The sequence below is a fragment of the Neochlamydia sp. EPS4 genome (assembly GCF_000813665.1).
Lineage (GTDB): Bacteria > Chlamydiota > Chlamydiia > Chlamydiales > Parachlamydiaceae > Neochlamydia.
In genome coordinates, this window is the sequence record NZ_JSDQ01000001.1 from 13,915 (window position 1) to 34,708 (window position 20,794).

Annotated in this window: 14 protein-coding genes and 1 pseudogene; 8 read left to right on the forward strand and 7 right to left on the reverse strand. The window is 38.4% G+C overall.

All coding sequences use genetic code 11. The annotated features are described in order from the left end of the window. Positions 1–9: 9 nt before the first annotated feature. The 3 genes from DB42_RS00055 to DB42_RS00065 all read right to left on the reverse strand — a co-directional run bounded on the left by DB42_RS00055 (position 10) and on the right by DB42_RS00065 (position 3,722). A complete protein-coding gene (locus DB42_RS00055; RefSeq protein WP_052435833.1) occupies positions 10–1,287 on the reverse strand; it encodes a leucine-rich repeat domain-containing protein in 1,278 nt (425 codons plus the stop codon). A gap of 277 nt (positions 1,288–1,564) precedes the next feature. Continuing rightward, positions 1,565–2,185 carry an exopolysaccharide biosynthesis protein gene (locus tag DB42_RS00060; protein WP_044881191.1) on the reverse strand — a complete coding sequence of 207 codons (621 nt, stop codon included), beginning with the start codon at positions 2,183–2,185 and terminating at the stop codon, positions 1,565–1,567. A 238-nt stretch (positions 2,186–2,423) separates the two neighbouring features. Then, the gene (locus tag DB42_RS00065; protein WP_044881192.1) at positions 2,424–3,722 is read right to left on the reverse strand and encodes a PhoH family protein; all 1,299 of its coding nucleotides are present in this window, start codon (positions 3,720–3,722) and stop codon (positions 2,424–2,426) included. A gap of 338 nt (positions 3,723–4,060) precedes the next feature. Here DB42_RS00065 and DB42_RS00070 point away from each other — a divergent pair, with 338 nt between their 5' ends. Both DB42_RS00070 and DB42_RS00075 read left to right on the forward strand, forming a co-directional pair. Then, positions 4,061–4,762 carry a hypothetical protein gene (locus DB42_RS00070; RefSeq protein WP_044881193.1) on the forward strand — a complete coding sequence of 234 codons (702 nt, stop codon included), beginning with the start codon at positions 4,061–4,063 and terminating at the stop codon, positions 4,760–4,762. Positions 4,763–4,969: 207 nt separating this feature from the next. Beyond that, positions 4,970–6,214: an SH3 domain-containing protein gene (locus tag DB42_RS00075; RefSeq protein WP_052435834.1), complete on the forward strand. Its 1,245-nt coding sequence runs from the start codon at positions 4,970–4,972 to the stop codon at positions 6,212–6,214. A 107-nt stretch (positions 6,215–6,321) separates the two neighbouring features. On the opposite strand, the gene rmuC is transcribed toward DB42_RS00075, so the two are convergent. Next, the gene (gene rmuC, locus DB42_RS00080) at positions 6,322–7,752 is read right to left on the reverse strand and encodes a DNA recombination protein RmuC (protein WP_044881194.1); all 1,431 of its coding nucleotides are present in this window, start codon (positions 7,750–7,752) and stop codon (positions 6,322–6,324) included. A gap of 923 nt (positions 7,753–8,675) precedes the next feature. Here rmuC and DB42_RS00085 point away from each other — a divergent pair. Then, on the forward strand, positions 8,676–9,374 hold the full coding sequence (locus tag DB42_RS00085) for a phosphatase PAP2 family protein (protein WP_039383366.1): 699 nt from the start codon (positions 8,676–8,678) through the stop codon (positions 9,372–9,374). After that, the gene (gene lexA / locus DB42_RS00090) at positions 9,346–9,966 is read left to right on the forward strand and encodes a transcriptional repressor LexA (protein WP_039383364.1); all 621 of its coding nucleotides are present in this window, start codon (positions 9,346–9,348) and stop codon (positions 9,964–9,966) included. The genes DB42_RS00085 and lexA overlap by 29 nt, the downstream gene beginning before the upstream one ends. Positions 9,967–10,199: 233 nt before the next feature. On the opposite strand, the gene DB42_RS00095 is transcribed toward lexA, so the two are convergent. Then, on the reverse strand, positions 10,200–11,051 hold the full coding sequence (locus DB42_RS00095) for a phosphatidylcholine/phosphatidylserine synthase (RefSeq protein WP_044881195.1): 852 nt from the start codon (positions 11,049–11,051) through the stop codon (positions 10,200–10,202). A 275-nt stretch (positions 11,052–11,326) separates the two neighbouring features. Here DB42_RS00095 and DB42_RS00100 point away from each other — a divergent pair, with 275 nt between their 5' ends. Beyond that, positions 11,327–14,302 (forward strand): insulinase family protein, encoded by a 2,976-nt coding sequence (locus tag DB42_RS00100; RefSeq protein WP_044881196.1) that lies wholly within the window; start codon positions 11,327–11,329, stop codon positions 14,300–14,302. Positions 14,303–14,943: 641 nt separating this feature from the next. Here DB42_RS00100 and DB42_RS00105 read toward each other — a convergent pair. Beyond that, entirely contained in the window at positions 14,944–15,372 is a 429-nt protein-coding gene (locus DB42_RS00105) for a helix-turn-helix domain-containing protein (protein WP_042242021.1), read from the reverse strand. A 378-nt stretch (positions 15,373–15,750) separates the two neighbouring features. Here DB42_RS00105 and DB42_RS00110 point away from each other — a divergent pair, with 378 nt between their 5' ends. From DB42_RS00110 to DB42_RS00120, 3 genes are all read left to right on the forward strand, one after another. Next, the gene (locus DB42_RS00110; protein WP_238578962.1) at positions 15,751–17,673 is read left to right on the forward strand and encodes a S41 family peptidase; all 1,923 of its coding nucleotides are present in this window, start codon (positions 15,751–15,753) and stop codon (positions 17,671–17,673) included. 214 nt (positions 17,674–17,887) lie between these two features. Next, positions 17,888–19,405 (forward strand): glutamate--tRNA ligase, encoded by a 1,518-nt coding sequence (gene gltX / locus DB42_RS00115; RefSeq protein WP_044881198.1) that lies wholly within the window; start codon positions 17,888–17,890, stop codon positions 19,403–19,405. A 37-nt stretch (positions 19,406–19,442) separates the two neighbouring features. Further along, complete coding sequence (locus tag DB42_RS00120) at positions 19,443–20,537, forward strand: mechanosensitive ion channel family protein (protein WP_044881199.1); 1,095 nt, start codon at positions 19,443–19,445, stop codon at positions 20,535–20,537. 63 nt (positions 20,538–20,600) lie between these two features. On the opposite strand, the pseudogene DB42_RS11570 reads toward DB42_RS00120, so the two are convergent. Further along, positions 20,601–20,794 (reverse strand): annotated as a pseudogene (locus tag DB42_RS11570) (IS5/IS1182 family transposase); the annotation flags it as partial.

Genomic DNA, 20,794 nt, shown 5'->3' on the forward strand with positions numbered 1-20,794 from the left:
ACAGCCATTCTACAATTGAAAACGTTGCCTTATATTTTCGGCGATATCCTTCAAAGGATTTTCTGCTAATTCAAGGGTTTGCAGCTTAGACAGCTGCCCGATTTCTGTAGGTAGAGCAGTGAGCTGGTTTTGATGTAAGTAAAGCACTCGTAGTTGAGACAGCTGCCCGATTTCTACAGGCAGGCTGGTGAGTTGGTTTTGATTTAATTCAAGCCTTTGCAGCTTAGACAGCTGCACAATTTCTGTAGGTAGAGCGGTGAGTTGGTTTTGATTTAATTCAAGCCCTTGCAGCTGAGACAGTTGCCCTATTTCTGCAGGCAGAGCGGTGAGCTGGTTTTTATTTAAGTAAAGGAATTGTAGCTGAGACAGTTGCTCGATTTCTGTAGGTAGAGCGGTGAGCCGGTTTTGGCTTAAGTTAAGCCATTGCAGCTTAGACAGCTGCCCGATTTCTACAGGCAGGATGGTGAGTTGGTTTTGATTTAATTCAAGCCCTTGCAGCTGAGACAGTTGCCCTATTTCTGCAGGCAGAGCGGTGAGCTGGTTTTTATTTAAGTAAAGGAATTGTAGCTGAGACAGTTGCCCGATTTCTGTAGGCAGAGCGGTGAGCTGGTTTTGATGTAAGTAAAGCTCTTGCAGCTGAGGCAGCTGCCCGATTTTTGCAGGAAGGCTGGTGAACTGGTTTTCTCTTAAGTCAAGCGTTTGCAGCTGAGATAGCCGCCCTATTTCTACAGAAAGGCTGGTGAGCTGGTTTTTATTTAAGTCAAGCGTTTGCAGCAGAGACAGCTGCCCGATTTCTGCAGGCAGAGCAGTGAGCTGGTTTTGGCTTAAGTTAAGCCATTGCAGCTGAGAGAATTGACCTATTTCTGTAGGTAGAGCGGTGAGCTGGTTTTGATTTAAGTGAAGCACTTGCAACTGAGACAATTGACCTATTTCTACAGGCAGGCTGGTGAGCTGGTTTTGATTTAAGTGAAGCACTTGCAGCTGAGACAATTGACTTATTTCTACAGGCAGGCCAGTGAGCTGGTTTTGATTTAAGTGAAGCACATGCAGCTGAGGCAATTGACCTATTTCTACAGGCAGGCTGGTGAGCTGGTTTTGATTTAAATAAAGCACTCGTAGTTGAGACAGCTGGCCGATTTCTGCAGGCAGACTGATGAGCTGGTTTTGATTTAAGTAAAGCACTCGCAGCTTAGACAGTTGCCCGGTTTCTGCAGGCAGAGCGGTGAGCTGGTTTTCATTTAAGTAAAGGAATTTTAGCTTAGGCAGCTGCCCGATTTCTGTAGGCAGAGCGGTGAGTTGGCTTACAGCTTAGGTATAATTGAAGCAGCCTTAGAGTGATTTCCTATCCGATAACTCGCGTTAAATTATGAGTTTTTCACTAAAAATAAGGTTAAGTGAATATGAGATTTTAGCTAATCCAAAGTTCTGAGCACCTCTTGGCCCCCTCAATCCGTTAATTACTTATCTGTCATGCTTGAAGAGCTAAAGCGAATGAAGGAATTTAAAACCCTGCTTTTTTTTCTAAGCGCCACTAAAAAACAAGGAATTTCTTAGATAACAGCCGTTAAAAAATATATTTTTTCCATACAATTAACCAATCTATTCCAAACCAAATGATAGCAGCAAAGCTCAGCAGACAAATAAAGGCGAAAAAATAGGCGATAAGGATAAAAAAGCCGTCATCTTCTAAAAATGCTAGGCCAAAGGCTAGAAGGGGTAAAGCTGCTAATAAGTTGGTGAAAGGAATGGGAAGTGGTAAAGATAAAAAGAAAGCCAAAACAGCAATGGTCAGTCCATGAATAATATGTAAATAGCGATTTCTTACTAGCCCTACCCACCGGGTAGAAATCAAAAAGCCAAGCTTGGTATCTATTTTAAGCACATAGAACATTACCTTCTTCAAAAACAAAAAGGGGATCTTTTTTTGCAATAACATCTTAGGAAGCCAAACTTTATGTCCAAACGCAATCTTTAAACCTATTAAAAGGATTAACAATCCTAAAAGGGTGGATAGCCCAGGAATTTGCATGGGGCTACAGAAAGGAAGACTCAACACAATTAATAAGGTAGCGTAACCTTGATCGGCCAAATGATCCATAATTTTTTGGACCGATAGCTCTTCTGAATGCGTTTGGCTTAATAAATTCTCGAGCTTTTCAGCCAAAGAAGAACATTTTTTTAACATATTGCTCTGTAATGAAATTGCTGGATGTAGGATTGAGAATAAAAACTTGCGTATAAGGCTATCAATTTTATTAACCTTTATCCTCTTTATTTGGATTAAAAGATCTTTTTAAGGGCTAAAAAATGTTGCGCTTCACCTACCACTTTTGTCTTTTCTGCCCTATTCGTTGTTTACTTAAAAAGGAGAGCTTTTGGCAACAGACCCAATGAGCTTAAAAACTTTTAATTGCGTATAGTGATTATAAAATTTCAGCTGCAAGGGCTGCCAATTCACTGCGTTCTGTCTTCTCCATAAATACATGTCCATAAACTTGCTGATTGCTAAAGCGTCCCACCACATAGCTAAGGCCATTAGAATCCTTGTCTAAATAAGGATTATCAATTTGTGTAGGATCCCCTGTTAAAATAACCTTCGTGTTTTCTCCTGCACGAGAAACAATCGTTTTCACTTCATGAGGAGTTAGGTTTTGAGCTTCATCAATAATAATATACATCTTTGGCAAAGAACGTCCCCTTATATAAGTAACGGCCTCCATTTCAATCTTTTTGCTTTCCATCACCCACCGCAGAGTTTCGCTAGGCTCACTTCCTGCAGAATCACAGAGATATTCTAGATTGTCATAGATAGGTTGCATCCAATTTAATAATTTTTCTTCCTTAGTGCCTGGCAGATACCCAATGTCACGCCCCAGGGGAATCACAGGACGGCTAACGAGAATGCGCGTATAAGTCCCTTCATCGAATACCTTACGTAAGCCACAAGCCAATGCTAAAAGTGTTTTTCCCGTACCTGCTTGCCCAATCAGTGAAACTAATTTGATTTCATCCCGCAAAAGGGCATCGATCGCGCATCTTTGCTCTACGTTAAGAGGTTTAATTCCCCAAAGGTTATTAGCTTTTATAAGGGGCTCAACTATCCCTCGCTTTGCATTATACTTACCAACCCCTGATGAGTGCTCCGGAGAAGAAAAAATACAATATTCATTAGGATGTAAATCTTCAGCCTCTACCTGAATAGCTCCATCTTTGTAAAACACATCAATAGCATGTTTAGGCATTTCTATCCGGCGTAACCCCTTATACATGGACGCATAAGAATATTTTAAATTTTCGTAATCTTCTGTTTCTAAACCAATAGCTTCGGCTTTAATACGGGCAGCAAAATCTTTGGAAACAAATACCACGTCCTCTCCCTTCTCTTTTAGAAAGAAAGCAGCTAAAATAATTTTATTATCATTATTGGAAAGAGCAAAATTATAAGAGTAATCGGTTTTAAATTCGACTTGGATACGTATCACTGCCTGGTTATCTAAAGTAACGCCGGCATGCAAGTTTCCAGCGCCTATAGTATTTAGATTACTTAAATAGCGAAAGACCGCACGCGAATTACGTCCTAAATCGCTTGGCAAGCGTTTCATTTTGTCCAATTCTTCTAATACCGTGACGGGAATAATCACATTTTGGCCAGGAAATTTGATGATCGCTTCTGGATCATGCAATAAAACGTTAGTATCAAGAACAAATGTTTTCGAGAGCATACTAGATCTCCTTGTTGCGATAAATCAGTAGCAAATTTTCTTTTCGACTTGAACAAAAAAGGAAAACAGGAAAATTTTACTTTTCTGTAAGGCAGGTCTCTTAGATATAAGATAAGGAATGAGAAGAAAAAAGTAAAAAATTAATATTTTTTAATATATTCTTTTTCGTGAGCAGACCTTATTTACTACTCATTTACTTCTTTATCAATATGTTACAAATCAACTCAGCACTCAACAACCTTGACTGCTAAAAAATACTTGACTTGTATTTTCTTTTATCGTATGTTATGAGTATAATTAAAGATTATTACATTATTTTTAATAAGTGAGGTATCAGGATGAAAATTAATGATAAAATATTAAGCATCCCCCCTTATATTTCGACTAGCTGGAGGCATGTAAAATCTCTCCAAATGAAAGGACCTTTTTTAGTCATCACTTTAATGGGCGGCGAATCAATTAACATTCCTAACCTTAAAGCAGAAGTAATTGAGCAAATCTTCAGTGCCCATGCTGAGTATTTAGAAAAATCTATTGATTCTCAAGAGGATGACCCTACTTTATCTCAAGCCATGTTAAATACCGATCAAGGCGAAGTGCCTTTTAAGCTGGGAATTGGCTCTATCGATGGTATGGGCAATCCCTTAATTCATAATCCAGCACAACGTGATGCTCCCGATATTCCTAAGCAAATTTTAGAAAAGATTGCAGCTATCGCTAAAATTATTTCTCCCGAAGAGCTGAATGTATTGCCTAAAGCAGAATTAGACTGTAACTGTCTTCACTGCCAAATTGTGCGCACCATCAATATAGCTGTGGAGCCAGAAATGATGACCGCTCTGAACGCAGAAGAAGAGGAAGTTAAAGAGGAAGAACTAGTCTTCCAACAATGGGATGTGACCCAAGCAGGTGATAAGCTATTTAATGTGATGAACAAGTTAGATACGCAAGAAAATTATAGAGTCTATTTAGGACATCCTGTGGGCTGTACTTGTGGAAAATCAAGCTGCGAGCATATAGTAGCTGTCCTTAAAAGTTAAAAGCTTATTATTTTCCCTAGCTAATCCCCCATTTTTCTGAGGCCCGTAAACACTCCAAATTAATGCATCGCACTATTTTTTATCTTTTTCGTTAAAGAAAAAATTGTCTGATGCATTAATTCTATCCAAACCTCCTAACTTCCTTGACAATTTTTAATCTAGCCCATAAAATTTTTATCTATAACTATTACTTTTAGGAGCCAACTGATGAATCAAGCAGCCTTGTACTTGCTGGCAACTTTCTTCTTTACTCAATGTCTCAGCCAGCCTGTTTATAGCGACTTAAAAAAAACAGCCTATTCACTCCATCCAGATTCTTCTGCTACCGCGCAACCATTTCCAGCTTTTACAGGACGCACTCTAAAAAATAAGGTAAGAATCCGCCTTCAACCTAATTTAGAAGCACCTATTTTACGTGAAAGCAATAAAGGAGATTTATGGATTGTTGTAGGAGAAAGCGATGATTTTTATGCTTTAGCGACCCCTGAGGACCTTAAAGGATATGTTTTTCGCACTTATGTATTAGACAACACCATTGAAGGAAACCGTGTGAATGTACGCCTAGAGCCTAATCTAGAGGCCCCTATTATTGCCCAACTTCAAACGGGTGACAAAGTTGATGGTCAAATTAGCGCTCTTAATAATAAATGGCTAGAAATTATTCCCCCTGCCTCTACCCATTTTTACATCGCTAAAGAATATATTGAAAAAATAGGCAATGCTGATTTAAAAGCCTCTTTAAATCATAAACGAAAAGAAGGGGTTAGCCTACTTGAAAGCACACTTACTCAAAGTCAGCAAGAGTTCCTTAAACCGTGGAATCAGATTAATTTAGAGAAGATTAATGATAATCTTAGTAAAATAATTAACAATTACTCCGACTTTCCAGAAATCCAAAGTAGAGCAAGAGAATTATTAGCCACTATCCAAGAAGATTATTTACAGAAAAAGATCTATTATCTAGAGAATCTTTCCACCCATGCCGAGCAACTCCACACTCATAACAAGACACTTTCTAGCAAAGTGGCTTTACAAGAGCAAAGAATTGCTGAGCTAGAACAAGCTAATCAACCCGAGCTTCTTAGTAACTCCCCTGTAGCTTCAAGTAGCCATATTGTTGATAGAATGAGTGCATGGTTACCCGTAGAAAATCAATTATATGAAACATGGGCAGAAATGCATGATAATCAGCCTATCTCGGCTTATTATGAAGACCAGTGGCAACAAGCCAGCACAATAAAAGGCGTCATCCAACTTTATGATCGATCTGTTCGTAACAAACCAGGCGACTTCGTGCTTTTAAATCCAGCTACCCAGCTTCCTATGGCTTATCTTTACAGTACGCAAGTAAATCTGCAAAACTATTTAGGTCGTGACATTACGCTAAAAGCCTCTCCCCGAGATAATAATGATTTTGCCTATCCTGCCTTCTTTGTTCTTTCGATAGAATAGCAAGCCTTTTTATTAGGGCGCTGAAAGGCGCCTCATTACTTTAGGCAAATTATCTTTTCTATGAAATTTCTAAGCTATTGAAAAAACAACCAGGTGCTTATCATTTTTTATTCATTGACAGATAACCGCGTTTGTAATGGACTCTCTTCCAGTTCTGAAATATTTGTAGGCATATTTGTCGACCTCCGTGTCTTTAAATCTACAGTTTCAAGTAGCTCAATTTCATTTTGCCCACCCACTCCAAGATCTTTAAACTTCCTAGCCGTCACTAACACTCGGCCTTCAAAAGAGCCTACGGTCTTGTTATAAGCTTCTACAGCTCTAGTTAAGCCTTTTCTTACATCTTCAAAATGTTCACTCATCACTTGCAAGCGATCATACAATTGGCGGCCTAATTGGCTAATCGCCTGAGCATTTTCGGCAATCAGCTCTTGCCGCCACCCATAAGCCACGGCCCGCAGCAAAGCTATCAAAGTAGTAGGGGTAGCTAAAATAACCTGTTGATCTACTCCATGTTCGATTAAAGAAGGATCGTGTTCTAGAGCTGCACTAAAAAATGTTTCTCCTGGAAGAAAAAGGACGACAAATTCAGGTGCTGGCTGAAACTGGTCCCAATAAGCTTTTGCAGAAAGCTGATTGATATGAGTACGGACCTGTTTAGCATGCTCTTTTAACTTCATAATTTTATCCGTTTCATTAGGCATCTCTAAAGCCTCTAAATAAGCTTGCAAAGGCGATTTTGCATCCACTACGATCTGTTTGTTATTAGGTAGATTAATAATAAGATCAGGTCTTAGACGTCGCTCATCCTGGGTAGAACTTTCTTGCTGCAAAAAGTCGCATTTTTCAACCATCCCGGCCATTTCTACGACCCGTCGTAATTGGATTTCCCCCCAGCGCCCCCGCACATGAGGCATACGCAATGCTTTTACTAAATTTGCCGTTTCTTGCTGTAGCTGCGCATTAGCAGTATATAAGCTTTTTACTTGCTCAGTGAGAGTAGCGTAAGCTGAAACACGAGATTTCTCTAAATCTTCAATCTTGCTATCAAATTTTTCTAGTTTCTCTTTGATGGGTTTAACAAGCTCGTCAATGGCTGCCTCACGCATTTTTAAATCCCCTTTAGCCCCCTCTTGCAATTTTTCAAAACGAGCAGCAGCTAACTCCAAAAACATCTGCGAACTTGATTTTAGAGCCTCTGCTGAAAGAGCATTAAAGGTATCAGTAAATTTTTGCTGAGCTTGATCCAAAAGCTCAAGCTTTTCTTGCATCTGCTGAGCTTGATGAGTTAATTGCGTTTCTAATTCCACAATTTTACTTCTTTGAAAGCTATTTTCTTCGCGAAAATTTTGAAGCTGTATTTCTTTACTTTCTAAGCTCTCTCGCCATTCTCGTCCCTGTTGTTCTAGCACTCGACATTTTTCCATCCATAAAGCTTTTTCGCTCTGTTTATCTTTACATTTTAAAAGTATCCAAATAAAACTCACTCCTAAGGCGCCTATTACCAGCGCTAATACCCCATCTACCAGATAATCCATCTGCTTAACCTCCCCTCAAACTAAATAAAATGCCCTTATCCTAGCACTTCACAAGAAAAAATTGCGATAAAACTGTTCCCCTGCCCGAATCTAAATGGGCAAATAAAATTCGATCGAGCAAAGAGGCAATCACACACACGTAAAGGCCTACATTCACTCTATCCCCCCTCTTATCCTTTAATACCAGGTAAGCGGCCATCACGCCTGACCAGCTTTTAAGGAGGGATTTTATACAAAACAGTTAACATTATTGTTACTTAAATAAAAACATACATTTTTCTAAGGATTTATAAAACCCTTCCCTCATCATGTAATTGTTAGAGCAAAAAAATAGCCTACAAACTATTTAGAAGGCAAAGCAGTTTAGATTATGGATCCTCTAGCGCTACTATAAATTTCTCGCCAGAATTCCCTTTTATGCTCGATCATTGTAGCTATTTTTTAGCTATCGAATAGAGTAGGTTAAGAGATTTTACCTATCTGCTGATGACATAGGAGTTTTTAAGCGCTCGCCAAGAAAGCAAGCTTTTGGTGATAAAACAATTTATGGCGTTTCTAATTATGGCATTTATCAAAAGATTAACGTCATAATTTTACTTTAATACTTAAAGAGGGCTTATACAAAGCTTATGAGGGAGTAGATAGAAAAGTTTTGCGTCAAAGAGGGTGATCTCTTGGAGGGGGGTAACTAAGACTAGCTCTTTTGATAACTAGTCAAAAATAGACTCTTATATGCTATGATCTTTGCTAAAAAATTCTATGTGGCTTAAATATTTCAATTTTTTAAATCTTTTCTAACCTATAAGAATTGCGCAAACAGATAAAAAAGAAATAATAAATATCCGGTAAACTTTTATTTAGATAAAAAGAGATTGATGTATTGTAAGAAAATTAGGTAGAATAGCAAAAAAAAAAATTATTTTATGCTACATTCTTCCAACCGCTCTTTATGGCTTATTCCCTTAATTTCTATTTTCTTGCTAACCCCCTTTAGTTCTACCCTTGATCTGGCAATAGCACGCTATTTTTTTGATAACGGCCATTTTCAATCCAATAGCTTTTTAAATTTTCTCTATTCTTATGGAATGGTTCCAGGCTGGATCTTAACTTTATTTGCTTTATTATTCTTGGTTTTATCCTACCTCCATCCTTTCTGGAAATGTTGGCGACCTTATGCCCTTATTCCTCTTTTAACGATGATTGTAGGAGCTGGCATCATTGTAGACTTATCGCTAAAGGGTCATTGGGGACGCCCGCGTCCTAAGCAGCTTGAAGAATTTGGTGGCATCCAACATTTTAGGCCTTTTTACCAACCTAATTTCTTCCATCAACCCGAACCTTCTAAATCTTTTCCTAGTGGCCATTGTTCGATGGGCTTTGTTTTCTTATCGCTTACCCTGATAGGGCGGCGGTTAAGACAGCGTTGGCTTTATTGGTGTGGCACTTTTACTTCGGCGATTTTAGGAGCTCTACTAGGCTATACCCGTATGGCCCAAGGAGGACATTTTTTTACTGATGTTATTTTTGCAGCGGCTTTTATGTGGTGGACAGCTCTCTTTTTTGATTGGTTGATATTTGAGCAACGGATAGCAGATGAAAAGTTTGACAAAGAAACAGTATGAATTATTGAGTTACATAAAAACCTATCTTCAAACCCACCATTATGCCCCCAGCTATCGAGAAATCATGCAGCATTTCTCTTTTTCTTCTCTAGGCACAGTGTATAAATATATTACTATTTTAAAAAGCAAAGGCCTGCTGGAGTCAAAAAAAAAGAGCAGTCGCTCACTTTCTTTACTTCATGACTATCCAACAAAAAAGAACTTTTCCAGCTTATCTTTACCTTTCATTGGTTACATTTCTGCAGGAGAACCTATTGAGACTTTCCCTAGAAGCCTTTCTTTTGAAGTGCCTAGCTCTTTGGTTACCATGCCTGAAGCCACCTACATCCTTAAAGTGAGAGGAGATAGCTTAGTGGAAGAACTTTTGGCTGATGGAGATTATTTAGTGGTAGAAGCACGTCAAGAAGTCCAGGCAGGAGAAACAGTATTGGCTCTTTTAAACCAAAATGATGTCATTATAAAAAAATATTTTCTAGAAGATGTTTATGTCCGCTTAGTCAGTCGTAGTCTTCACAACCACCCTGTCATCCTAAGAGAAGAAGATATCATGGTTCAAGGCGTGGTAGTAGCGGTTATTAGAAAAAATTTTTAAAAGCCTTTCTCAGCCTCGACTTTAAAATGAAAAACAAGCTAATGGATGAACAGATAGGAGCACAAACCGCAATTAAAGAATCTATTAAGCTTCTTGGCAGCCTAAACATCCTTATACAACTAAGGCTCGTGAGTGAAAAGATCTTTGCCAATCCAATAAATAAGCTTTACCTCTCCTTAAAAGGAGTATAAATTAAGCGGCTTATAGCTAAAATTTATCAACCATTTGTTAGACTAGATTTCATCCTCATCTTCTTCGGGCTCCGGCTCGTAATCCTCCAGAGCTTTAGCTTTTTTGCCTGCAATGATTCTTGCTAGCGATAATACCCAGGCTACGATCAAATAAATCCAAGATAAAGCAAAGAAAACTAACGCAAAATGAGTCAAAAGTCCATAAATAATGAAAACAGCTGCCACCACGGTAAAAAACACCACTTGGAAAGTAGCTACGCGCATATGCAAATTCTTTAAGCTTGGAAATTTCCATCGGCTAACCATAAAGTAGCCGATAGTAATCATCATAAAAAATAGAATCCATGCCCGGGTTATTTCCTGTATGGAAATGAGATGATGGAATTCCTCGGATATTAAAAAGAGGTTTCCTGAGACTGCCGCTGCGGCCGCTGCGGGAATAGGCAGGCCTGTAAAGTTTTTTGGTTTCTCTTCTAAAGGGAAATCAATGTTGAGAATAGGGCTTGGGCGGTTGTGCACGCTGAAGCGAACGAGACGTAAAACTCCACATACTGTATAAATCATGGCTCCGGTGGTAAGGAAAAATGAAAGCTCGGTGCCGGGAGATAACGCTAGGCTTTTAAGAATAATAACCGAAGGGCAGACGCCGAAAGTAATGGCATCAGCCAACGAATCAAACAACCCTCCAAATTCGCTTTGCGCTTTCATCGCGCGAGCAACAGCTCCATCTAATAAGTCAGCAAAAGCTGCTAAGAGAAGGATAGCCGCCGCTTCCGTCAAGGCTTGCGCAGAGACTTCCCCACGAGTTATCATACTAATCTTAAATATTACAAAAAGACCGCATGTTAAACCAAAGGCTGTAATTACATTAGGCAGCAGATAAACTTTTTTCATAGATGAACCAAATAATAGGAAAGTTATAGTACAAAAAAAAAGACTACAAGTACAGAACGAAAAGATTATCCGCTCTAAACATGCAAAGGTCTACCTTTTCATCCTTCTTTCCCTTTCATTTATATAAAAACAAATTTTTACCTATTACACTTTACTAAGCAATTTGCCTCTTTGCGCTATAAGTGTAAATCTGGTATACCTAGATCATTTTTAACCTCTATTTAAATAAAATAGGCTCTCAAAAAGGTTATTAACCTTTAAATTTATAGGCCCCTATGGCAAAAAAAACTCCTTCTCTTCGACGTGTCACGGACAAATATCTTGATTTTACAGTTACAAAAGCCCTAGAAATTCCAGAGCTCCAATGTATTTTAACTGAGCTAATACACACACCTACCGGAGCCCAAGTCATGCATTTGGGAAACGAAGACCCGGAAAACCTTTTCTGTCTATCTTTTCAAACGCTTCCCAATTCCTCCAATGGGGTGGCTCATATTTTAGAACATACAGTTTTATGCGGCTCAGAAAAGTTTCCGGTCAAAGATCCCTTTTTTGCGATGACTCATAGAAGCCTCAACACCTATATGAATGCCCTTACAGGTCAGGACTTTACATGTTATCCTGCTGCTTCTCAAGTTCCAAAAGATTTTTATAATCTTTTAGAAGTCTACCTCGATGCGGTATTTAAACCTAACCTTAAATACTTTAGCTTCTTACAAGAAGGGCACCGCCTTGAATTTAGTAATCCTACAGATCCCCACTCTCCTTTAGAGTATAAAGGAATAGTGTTTAATGAAATGAAAGGAGCAATGGCTTCACCGATGTCTCGCCTAGGCGAAGCTTTAAATCAAGCCATGTATCCTAATACCATTTATGGATATAATTCAGGCGGCGATCCAAAAATTATTCCTTCCTTGAGTTATAATGAACTTGTAGAGTTTCATCAAAAATATTATCACCCCAGTCGCTGCCTATTCTTCTTCTATGGCAATTTACCGCTTGTGGAACATTTAGACTTTATTACTCAGCATACTTTGAGGTGGGCTAATAAAGCTTCTCCCTTACCTCCCATTCCTTTCCAACCTCGGTTTTCTATTCCCCACTATGTACATGAATTTTACCCCATCGCCTCTCATGAGCCCACCGAAAATAAAACAATGCTTGCGCTAGGATGGCTGACTTGCCACATTCTAGAACAGCATGAACTGCTAGCGCTTAGTATTATAGAGATTATTTTGATGGATACGGATGCATCTCCTTTAAAAATGGCTCTACTAAAGTCGGGTTTATGCAAAACGGCGAGTGCTTACATAGACACAGACATTCATGAAGCACCCTTTATAATCATTCTTAAAGGCTGCAAACCTGAAAGCGCGGGCCCAATAGAGAACCTTATCAGAAGCACTTTAATAAAAATTACTAAGGAGGGAATTTCTTTAAATTTGATAGAAAATGCTATGCATCAATTAGAATTTTTCCGCAGTGAAATCACAGGCGATCAATCCCCTTTTGGACTTTCTTTGTTTATGCGTGCAGCCCTTTTAAAGCAGCACGGCGCTAAGCCAGAAGAAGGGCTCATGATCCATACCCTTTTCGACAGGCTGAGGCAGCATCTTACAGATAACCCTCGCTATTTAACTAACTTAATTCACAAATATTTTATTGATAACCCTCATTATGTACGCCTTATTTTAGAGCCTAGCAAAGAGCTTGAATCTCAAGAGCTGGAGCAAGAAAGAGCTGCTCTAAATAAAATTCATCAATCTTTATCAGTTAAAGAGATAGAACATCTATTACAGCAAGCAAAAGAACTTACCGCTTTCCAAAAAGCTCAAGAGGAAGCGTGTTTAGATATTTTGCCTAAGCTTTCTTTAGAAGATATTCCTGTACATGGTAAAGACTACTTATTAAACCAAGAAAGGATAGGCAATTTCCAAGTATTCACTCATTCTTGCTTTACAAACCGAATCATCTATGCAGATCTAGTTTTTAATTTACCCAATATGGAAGAGACGGATTTATTTTACGCACGCCTCTTTACCCTTTTACTGCCTCAAATGGGATGCGGTGGAAGAAATTACATGGAAAATCTTGAATTCATTCAGGCTCACCTAGGAGGAATAAATGGCTTTCTATCTCTTAACATTCAAGCCCACGACTTTAATAAAATCTCACCTACCTTATCGCTAAAAGGGAAAGCTCTTTATCGTAAAGCACCCCAGCTTTTTCAACTTCTTCATGAAATGGCTACCTCTACAGATTTTAAAGATCTGCCACGCGTGAAAGAAATTCTGCAAAAACATTATACGACCTTAGAAAGCTCTATCAACCAAAATTCTCTTCGCTATGCTACTAATCTTTCTGCGGCAGGACTTAGTATACCCTCTCATATTTCTAATCACTGGTATGGACTAGAATACTTTTGGAAAATTAAAGAGCTAGCCTTGAATTTTGAACTTCATAAAGAAATTTTAATCGCAAAGCTTATAGAAATGAAAGACAAGCTTTTAGCCACTGACAACCCCCACTTAGTGCTTTCTTGCGATGCTAAAATTTATGAGGAGATTAAAGCCCAAAATTTTTATGGTCTTCTAGAGATGCCACTTCATTCTTATGAACCTTGGAAAGGAGACTTCATCCTCTCTCCCGTCGTTTCTCAGGGACGCACGATTTCAGCGCCCGTGGCTTTTATTAGCAAAGTTTTCAACACAGTTCCTTATATTCATGAGTATGCGCCTGCTCTAAGCATTGCTGCCTTTTTATTTGATAATTTAACTTTACATCCAAGCATTCGTGAACAAGGAGGAGCCTATGGGGGAGGGGCTGTCAGCAATGCAATGTCTGGTAATTTCTATTTTTATTCATATCGTGATCCTCATATTTTTAGTACATTAAATGCATTTGAAGCCTCGATCAATCATATTCTTCAGGGCGAATTTGATGATGAGGATGTAGTCGAAGCTAAATTAGAAATGATTCAAGCAATGGACGCTCCTGTTTCTCCAGGGAGCCGTGCCGATTTGGCATATAGCTGGCTAAGAGAAGGAAAAACTGCCGCTGTACGGCAAACCTTCCGCACCAAACTTTTAGCATTAACAAAACAAGAGATCATAGAGACGGTAAGAACTTTTATTGCCCCTAACTGGCAAAAGGGAGCAACGATTGCTTTTGCAGGAAAAGAGCTTCTGGAAAAAGAAAATGCTTTATTAGCTGAGCATCATCGCTCTCTCTTGCAAATTGAGACAATTTAAGGTTTTCTCTTTCTAGCATTTCCTATGCAGCATCGAGCATTCATGGATCGAGGATAACAAACCTATTAAAATAAGATGAGCTCTAGCTAGTAAGTAAGGAACGCTCCTCACTCGCTTATTATAAGCTTACCTTAAACTCTTAGTAATTTTATCTGGGGAAAAAGCTGAAAACTAAAGAAAAAAAGACTTAGATTTCTAAGCTTTAATCTGATCGCTTAAATTTTTAACTTTATTTCTTTTTAACTCTATTAGATAGGTGAGAGGCCTTAGAGCAGTTATTTAAATCATTAGGCTTTGAAAAAAATTATGGCTTCAATTCAAGAGGTGCGCCCGTATGATAACTATAAACTTCCTTTTTATCACACAAAAAGCAGCTTTTCCTAAAGCATAGAATCATCTAGTCGAAAGAGTAAGGTGTATAAAGCATGCATAAAATTTAAGATTTTTTCGTTCAAAGATAATAGGCTTTTTAAGCTACTTCTTCTGCAGCCTGGTAATTTATAAAAACCCCTACTGTTAAGTAGAAAGACAGCTTTCAGAGGGCTGGATATGTAGACTAAATTTTTTTAAAGCGGATAATAAAAAGCCTAGGTAGAGAATAACCTAGACTTTTTAGAGCATAAATTTGAAAAGATGCAAAATTAAACAGCTTTTCGGATATTTTTCTTCTTAAGAGCTGATTCGGCATACTGTTTCATGTCTTGTGCATGAATAACCCATGCCGCACCTTTACGCTGAGCTTTTAACATACCTACACGGGTGGCATAATAGATTTTTTGCGCTGGGACGCTCAGCATCTTAGCTACCTGATTAACCGAATAGTATCCTTTATTATTATCAAACAACAACTCACCATTAAAGGTAGATTTAGAGCGCGAATACTTTTGCTTGCGATAAGCTTCCAGATCATCTAAATGGATCGTCCAACGGGTAGTCTCTTTACTAGCCTTCAATTTATTTAATTTAATGGCCACATAGATAGCTTGGCGTGTTACTTTGTTAAGTTTGGCGGCTTCGGTAATTGAAACCAACTTATTTTCAAACTTCTGATTATCCTTAGGTTTGGTCATGGTTTTAATCTCCAAAATTTTCTGTTTAATAATTTGTGGTAAATATATTTATGATATTTTTTCAGTCTTGCGAACATCTGTGCCTACATCTTAAGCAATTTAAGATGCTTGGCTCACATTTTCAGAGACTTATATTTTATTGTTTTCTAAAAAGGCCTTAAAATTCTTTAACTTAAGGTAATAGTATTGCATAAAAAAGAATTGAAATCAAGCTTTTCTTTATATGAAATTTAAATTTTTTTTATTAGCTATTTACCTTCTGTCAATTGATGTTCAAGGCGTTAAAAACCAATAGAAATAAAGAAGACAAGCCTTTATAATGAGTTTTTAGATTTTTATCAGGAGAAATGGATGTCTGGGGTTAAAAAGACCATATTTTTGTTATTATATTTGCTGACCTCTTTCCTCTCTGTAGCAGAAGGCAAGCTGCCCGATTTAACTCCTGCTATACTATCTACCAAGCTGAATGAAATTATGAAAACACATGCTTCTCATAAAGGGCTTACACCTGTCCTCATTGAAAGAACTTTAAATAATTACCTCGAAATACTCGATCCTAATAAAAGTTATTTCATTGAACCTGATATCGCTCAATGGCTGCACCCCTCTAGCCATTTACTCGATCAGATTCTGCAGGATTATCATCGAAATAATTTTAGCCAATTTGAGCAAATTCACCAGATCATGATTCAAGCCATTAAACGTCGTCAGACATTGGAAGAAAAAATTGATATAAGCAACCTTCCTAAGCAGGTGCGAACAGATGAATTTAAAGAGATGAAATGGACTCTTACTGAAAAAGAGCTTTTAGCTAGGTTAGAAAGGATAAAAGCTTTGCAAATAGAGGCTTCGGAAAAACTAACCCCCGATCAAAAAGGTAAAACCCTTAAACGCATCCAGAAACGCCAAGCAAAATATGAAGAGGATATTCTAGCCACCAACTCTTTAAAACACGAGCAATTCTTACTAGCCAATATTCTTAAAGCGACCGCTTCTGCCTTAGATAGCCATACTGCCTATTTTACACCTGATGAGGCCGCCCAGTTCATGATTCATGTGCAACAACGTCTTTTTGGCATTGGGGCCCAACTAAGAGATGATCTGAATGGTTTTAGTATTATTAAAATTATCGAAGGAGGTCCCGCGGCAGAAAACAAAATGCTTAAAATTAAAGATCGCATTATCGCTGTAAATGGTGAATCTGTGGTGGGCCTAGACATTACGGATGCTGTAGAGCTCATTCGTGGAGAAGAAAACAGCCCTGTAACTTTAACAGTAATCCGAGAAGTACCTGAAAATGAGAATAAGATAAAAGAAGAAAAATTGGATGTAACGCTTAATCGCGGCGAAGTGGTTTTGAAAGACACGCGTTATGAATCTTCTTACGAGCCATTTGGGGATGGAGCCATCGCCTATCTAAAGCTCTACTCATTCTATCAAGACCCGGAAAGCTCATCGGCAAGTGATTTAGCTGAGGCACTTAAAAAAATTAGAAGAGAGCAGCATGTCAAAGGGGTGATTCTTGATTTGCGCTTTAATTCAGGTGGGCTGCTTTCCCAAGCAGTTGAGGTTACTGGCCTTTTTATTACCAAAGGAATTGTGGTTTCTATCAAAGACGATACAGGAAAAATCCAGCATTTACGAGCATTAGAAGGACGTAGCGTTTGGGAAGGTCCTTTAGTGGTCCTAACCAATCGAGCAAGTGCTTCTGCCTCTGAAATTGTGGCCGGCACTTTGCAAGATTATGGACGCGCTATGATCGTAGGAGATGATCATACTTTCGGAAAAGGTTCTTTTCAAACCTTTACTCTTAACACCACCATTCAAAACCATGCAGTCAATCCTCAGGGTGAGTACAAAGTTACACGAGGCCGCTACTACACAGTATCGGGGCGCACCCCTCAATTGACCGGAGTCACCTCAGATATTGTAATCCCTGGGCCTTTAGCGGAAATGGAATTAGGAGAACAGTATGCGAAATACCCTTTAGAAAACGATCAAATAAAATCTAACTTTCATGATGATCTTGCTGATATCCCTTTTTTTCAAAGAGAACAGCTTCGTATGTTTTATAGTTATGACCTACAACCTCGCCTAAGCACCTATCAACCTTATGTGGAACAACTCCGAAAAAATGCTACTTATCGCATCGAAAAAAATCCTAATTATCAAAATTTTTTGAAGGAATTAAAAAAGAAAGAAATTGCAGATGAAGAGGAGCCAGCAGAATTTGGCCAAAATGACTTACAATTGACAGAGGCTTATAATGTAATGAAAGATGTAATACTTCTCATGCAATAACCCTTTAAACAATTTAAAATAATTAAAGATTTGCTAGAGCTTCAGCTTAAAGTGTGCAGTTTATATTAAGTTTAACAATTTTTTACTTAATGGGCATCTAGAAGGTGTATCCTTCATCTTCCTCTATTTCGTTCATCTAGTTTCCCTTGAATTCTATGGGCCAATCAAGGAAAATAATCTTTCGATCGTAGATTAACTTATAAGGATTTTAGAAATGACTGTTCGTGTACGTATAGCTCCCTCCCCTACAGGCGATCCCCACGTTGGAACCGCCTACATGGCACTTTTTAACCTCATCTATGCCCGCCATCATCAAGGAAAATTTATTTTACGTATTGAAGATACTGATCGTTCACGTAGCCGTCCTGAATATGAGCAAAACATTTATACAGCCTTACAATGGTGCAATATTCAATGGGATGAAGGTCCTGATGTAGGAGGTCCTTATGGTCCTTACCGTCAATCTGAGCGTTTTGAAATTTATAAAAAATATGCCTATGAGCTTGTCGACAAGGGTCGAGCTTATAAATGCTTTTGCACGCCAGCAGACTTAGAAGAAATGCGTGAATTAGCAACTAAGTTAGGCGGCCGGCAAGGTTACGATCGCCGGTGCCGAAATTTAAGCGCGGAAGAAATCCATCAGCGTGAAACACAAAACCTTCCCTATGTTATCCGTCTCAAAATGCCTTTAACGGGAGAATGTGTGTATGAAGATCATATCAAAGGCCGTATCACTTGTCCGTGGGCCGATATTGATGATCAAGTTCTTCTTAAATCTGATGGATTTCCTACTTATCACTTAGCAAACGTGGTTGATGATTATCTTATGAAAATTACACACGTAATCCGGGGTGATGAGTGGATGAGCTCCACTCCTAAACATATTTATCTATATGAAGCTTTTGGCTGGGCATCACCTACTTTTATGCATATGCCTTTATTGCTAGGAAGAGATGGAAAAAAGTTATCTAAGCGTAGGAATCCTACCTCTATCTTTTATTACCGGGATTCTGGTTATCTAGCAGAAGCCTTTGTTAACTTCATGACATTGATGGGCTATAGCATGCCTGGTGATAAAGAGATCTATGCTCTAAACGAAATTATTCAAGAATTTGATTATAAACGCATCGGTGTTTCTGGAGCCATATTCGACGTACAAAAGCTGGCCTGGATCAACCAACAGTATCTTATAAAGAATATCCCCGAGAACAAGCTATGGGAAAGATTACGTCAATGGAATTTTAGTGATGAATATATGCAAAAATTAATGCCCTTATGTCATTCACGTATTAAGACTTTCGGCGAATTTATGGAATTATGTGATTTTTTCTTTATTAATCATCTCAAATACACACCCGAGATTTTTACTGTTAAAGGAATCGCTTATCAACAAACTCCTCTGATTTTACAGGGGATGATATGGCATATGGACGAAAATGAAAATTGGGGAAGTACAGGAATAAACCAAGCTTCAAGGAGTATGGCAGAACTATTTGGTGTAAACCATAAGAAAACCATTATGCCTCTTTTATTTGCTAGCTTAATGGGAAAATTACAAGGTCCTCCTTTATTTGATTCTGCCGCTATATTGGGAAAAGATCGCACACGTGCTAGATTTTTAGAATCCATTGAATTTTTAGGTGGTATTTCTAATAAGAAAATGGATGCATTAAAAAAAGCCTGGCAGCAAAAAGATGCTAGACATCTTATTGAATTGCCTGAGAGTAGTTAAAGAGAACTCAACCAGCTATTAGCCAATGAGGGAAACTATGCAATTAAAATTTATGAACATGTTTCATTCTATCTTATCCTTTACCATGGATGGGACTTATAAATGGATCCTGGAAGCAATAGGAATTGTATTGCTCGTTTTAATTATTAATTTCTTTGCCAAACGCGGCTTAGAGAAGCTACACCTCTATTTTGAAAGAACTAATCAAATTTGGAAAGATAGCTTTGTTCAATCTTTTTATCGCCCCTTAAGTGCTTATATATGGTTTTATGCCTTTTTTCAGCTTATTGACTTAATCAGTCACCGCGTGTTTGAGGGGACTATTTTTTCCAACCTGCCTAAAGTTCTTTCTATTGGCCTTGTTTCAGCCATCGCCTGGTTTCTTATGCGCTGGAAAAAAGCCATTATTTTCAATATGCATTTGCAAAGCCTCAAGCATGATCAGCCTATCGATTCGGGAAAAATTGATGTCATTAATAAAATGTGGACCATCATCATTTTATTTCTTGCTGCTCTATCGGTATTAGAAATAACAGGCCAGAATATTAACACGTTAATTGCCTTTGGAGGGGTCGGCGGCCTTGCAATTGCTTTTGCTTCCCAAGAAATGATCGCTAACTTTTTTGGCGGTTTAATGGTTTACGTTACCCAACCTTTTACGGTGGGAGACTGGATTAACCTGCCTGAGCGCAAGGTGGAGGGAAATGTAGAAGAAATTGGTTGGTATATGACACGCGTTCGTACCTTTGAAAAGCGCCCTATCTATATTCCAAATTCTATGTTTTCCAAAGTGGTCGTGATGAACCCAGCTAGAATGAGCCATCGCAAATTTGATGAGACCATTGGAATTCGCTACAGTGATATGCCTGTCGCTCGGCATATCATCAGTGATATAACAACAATGCTTATTGACCATTTCCACGTCGATAGAAGGTTAGGCCCGACGGTTAATTTAGAGGGCTTTGGCAGCTATGCTGTTAATATTCATATTTCCGCTTATTTATTAGATATCGATCATAGAAGCTACATTCAAGCGAAGCAAGAAATCCTATTTTCTATCTACAATATTTTAAATAAGCATGGTGCAGAAATTGCCCTCCCAACTTCGCTTCAGCTTTATAAGGAAGTATAGAGGCTTTGCCTTTCAAAGAGAGAGGGCAATCCCCCGTTAACGTTTAAGGGACATTTCCATGAATAAAATTTGATTTGTTCTTTTATCCTCTTGAGTTAAAGGCTTCTTCTTACTTTTTTTCTTAGGTCTTGGGTTTGGGCATGTAGCTTTGTTAATCCTTGATATCCTGAATCGGTTAACACTCTTATTTGTGGATTGATTTTAACCTGAGATTCTTTGAATAGCCTAAAATCATGCTTTTTGCCATTGCCAAATGT

What these genes read in the sequence shown, in the direction of transcription:
- DB42_RS00060 (WP_044881191.1), bottom strand. Translation starts at nt 2,185, where the DNA reads ATGTTAAAAAAATGTTCTTCTTTGGCTGAAAAGCTCGAGAATTTATTA.
- DB42_RS00065 (WP_044881192.1), bottom strand. Translation starts at nt 3,722, where the DNA reads ATGCTCTCGAAAACATTTGTTCTTGATACTAACGTTTTATTGCATGAT.
- DB42_RS00070 (WP_044881193.1), top strand. Translation starts at nt 4,061, where the DNA reads ATGAAAATTAATGATAAAATATTAAGCATCCCCCCTTATATTTCGACT.
- DB42_RS00075 (WP_052435834.1), top strand. Translation starts at nt 4,970, where the DNA reads ATGAATCAAGCAGCCTTGTACTTGCTGGCAACTTTCTTCTTTACTCAA.
- rmuC (WP_044881194.1), bottom strand. Translation starts at nt 7,752, where the DNA reads ATGGATTATCTGGTAGATGGGGTATTAGCGCTGGTAATAGGCGCCTTA.
- DB42_RS00085 (WP_039383366.1), top strand. Translation starts at nt 8,676, where the DNA reads ATGCTACATTCTTCCAACCGCTCTTTATGGCTTATTCCCTTAATTTCT.
- lexA (WP_039383364.1), top strand. Translation starts at nt 9,346, where the DNA reads ATGAAAAGTTTGACAAAGAAACAGTATGAATTATTGAGTTACATAAAA.
- DB42_RS00095 (WP_044881195.1), bottom strand. Translation starts at nt 11,051, where the DNA reads ATGAAAAAAGTTTATCTGCTGCCTAATGTAATTACAGCCTTTGGTTTA.
- DB42_RS00100 (WP_044881196.1), top strand. Translation starts at nt 11,327, where the DNA reads ATGGCAAAAAAAACTCCTTCTCTTCGACGTGTCACGGACAAATATCTT.
- DB42_RS00105 (WP_042242021.1), bottom strand. Translation starts at nt 15,372, where the DNA reads ATGACCAAACCTAAGGATAATCAGAAGTTTGAAAATAAGTTGGTTTCA.
- gltX (WP_044881198.1), top strand. Translation starts at nt 17,888, where the DNA reads ATGACTGTTCGTGTACGTATAGCTCCCTCCCCTACAGGCGATCCCCAC.
- DB42_RS00120 (WP_044881199.1), top strand. Translation starts at nt 19,443, where the DNA reads ATGCAATTAAAATTTATGAACATGTTTCATTCTATCTTATCCTTTACC.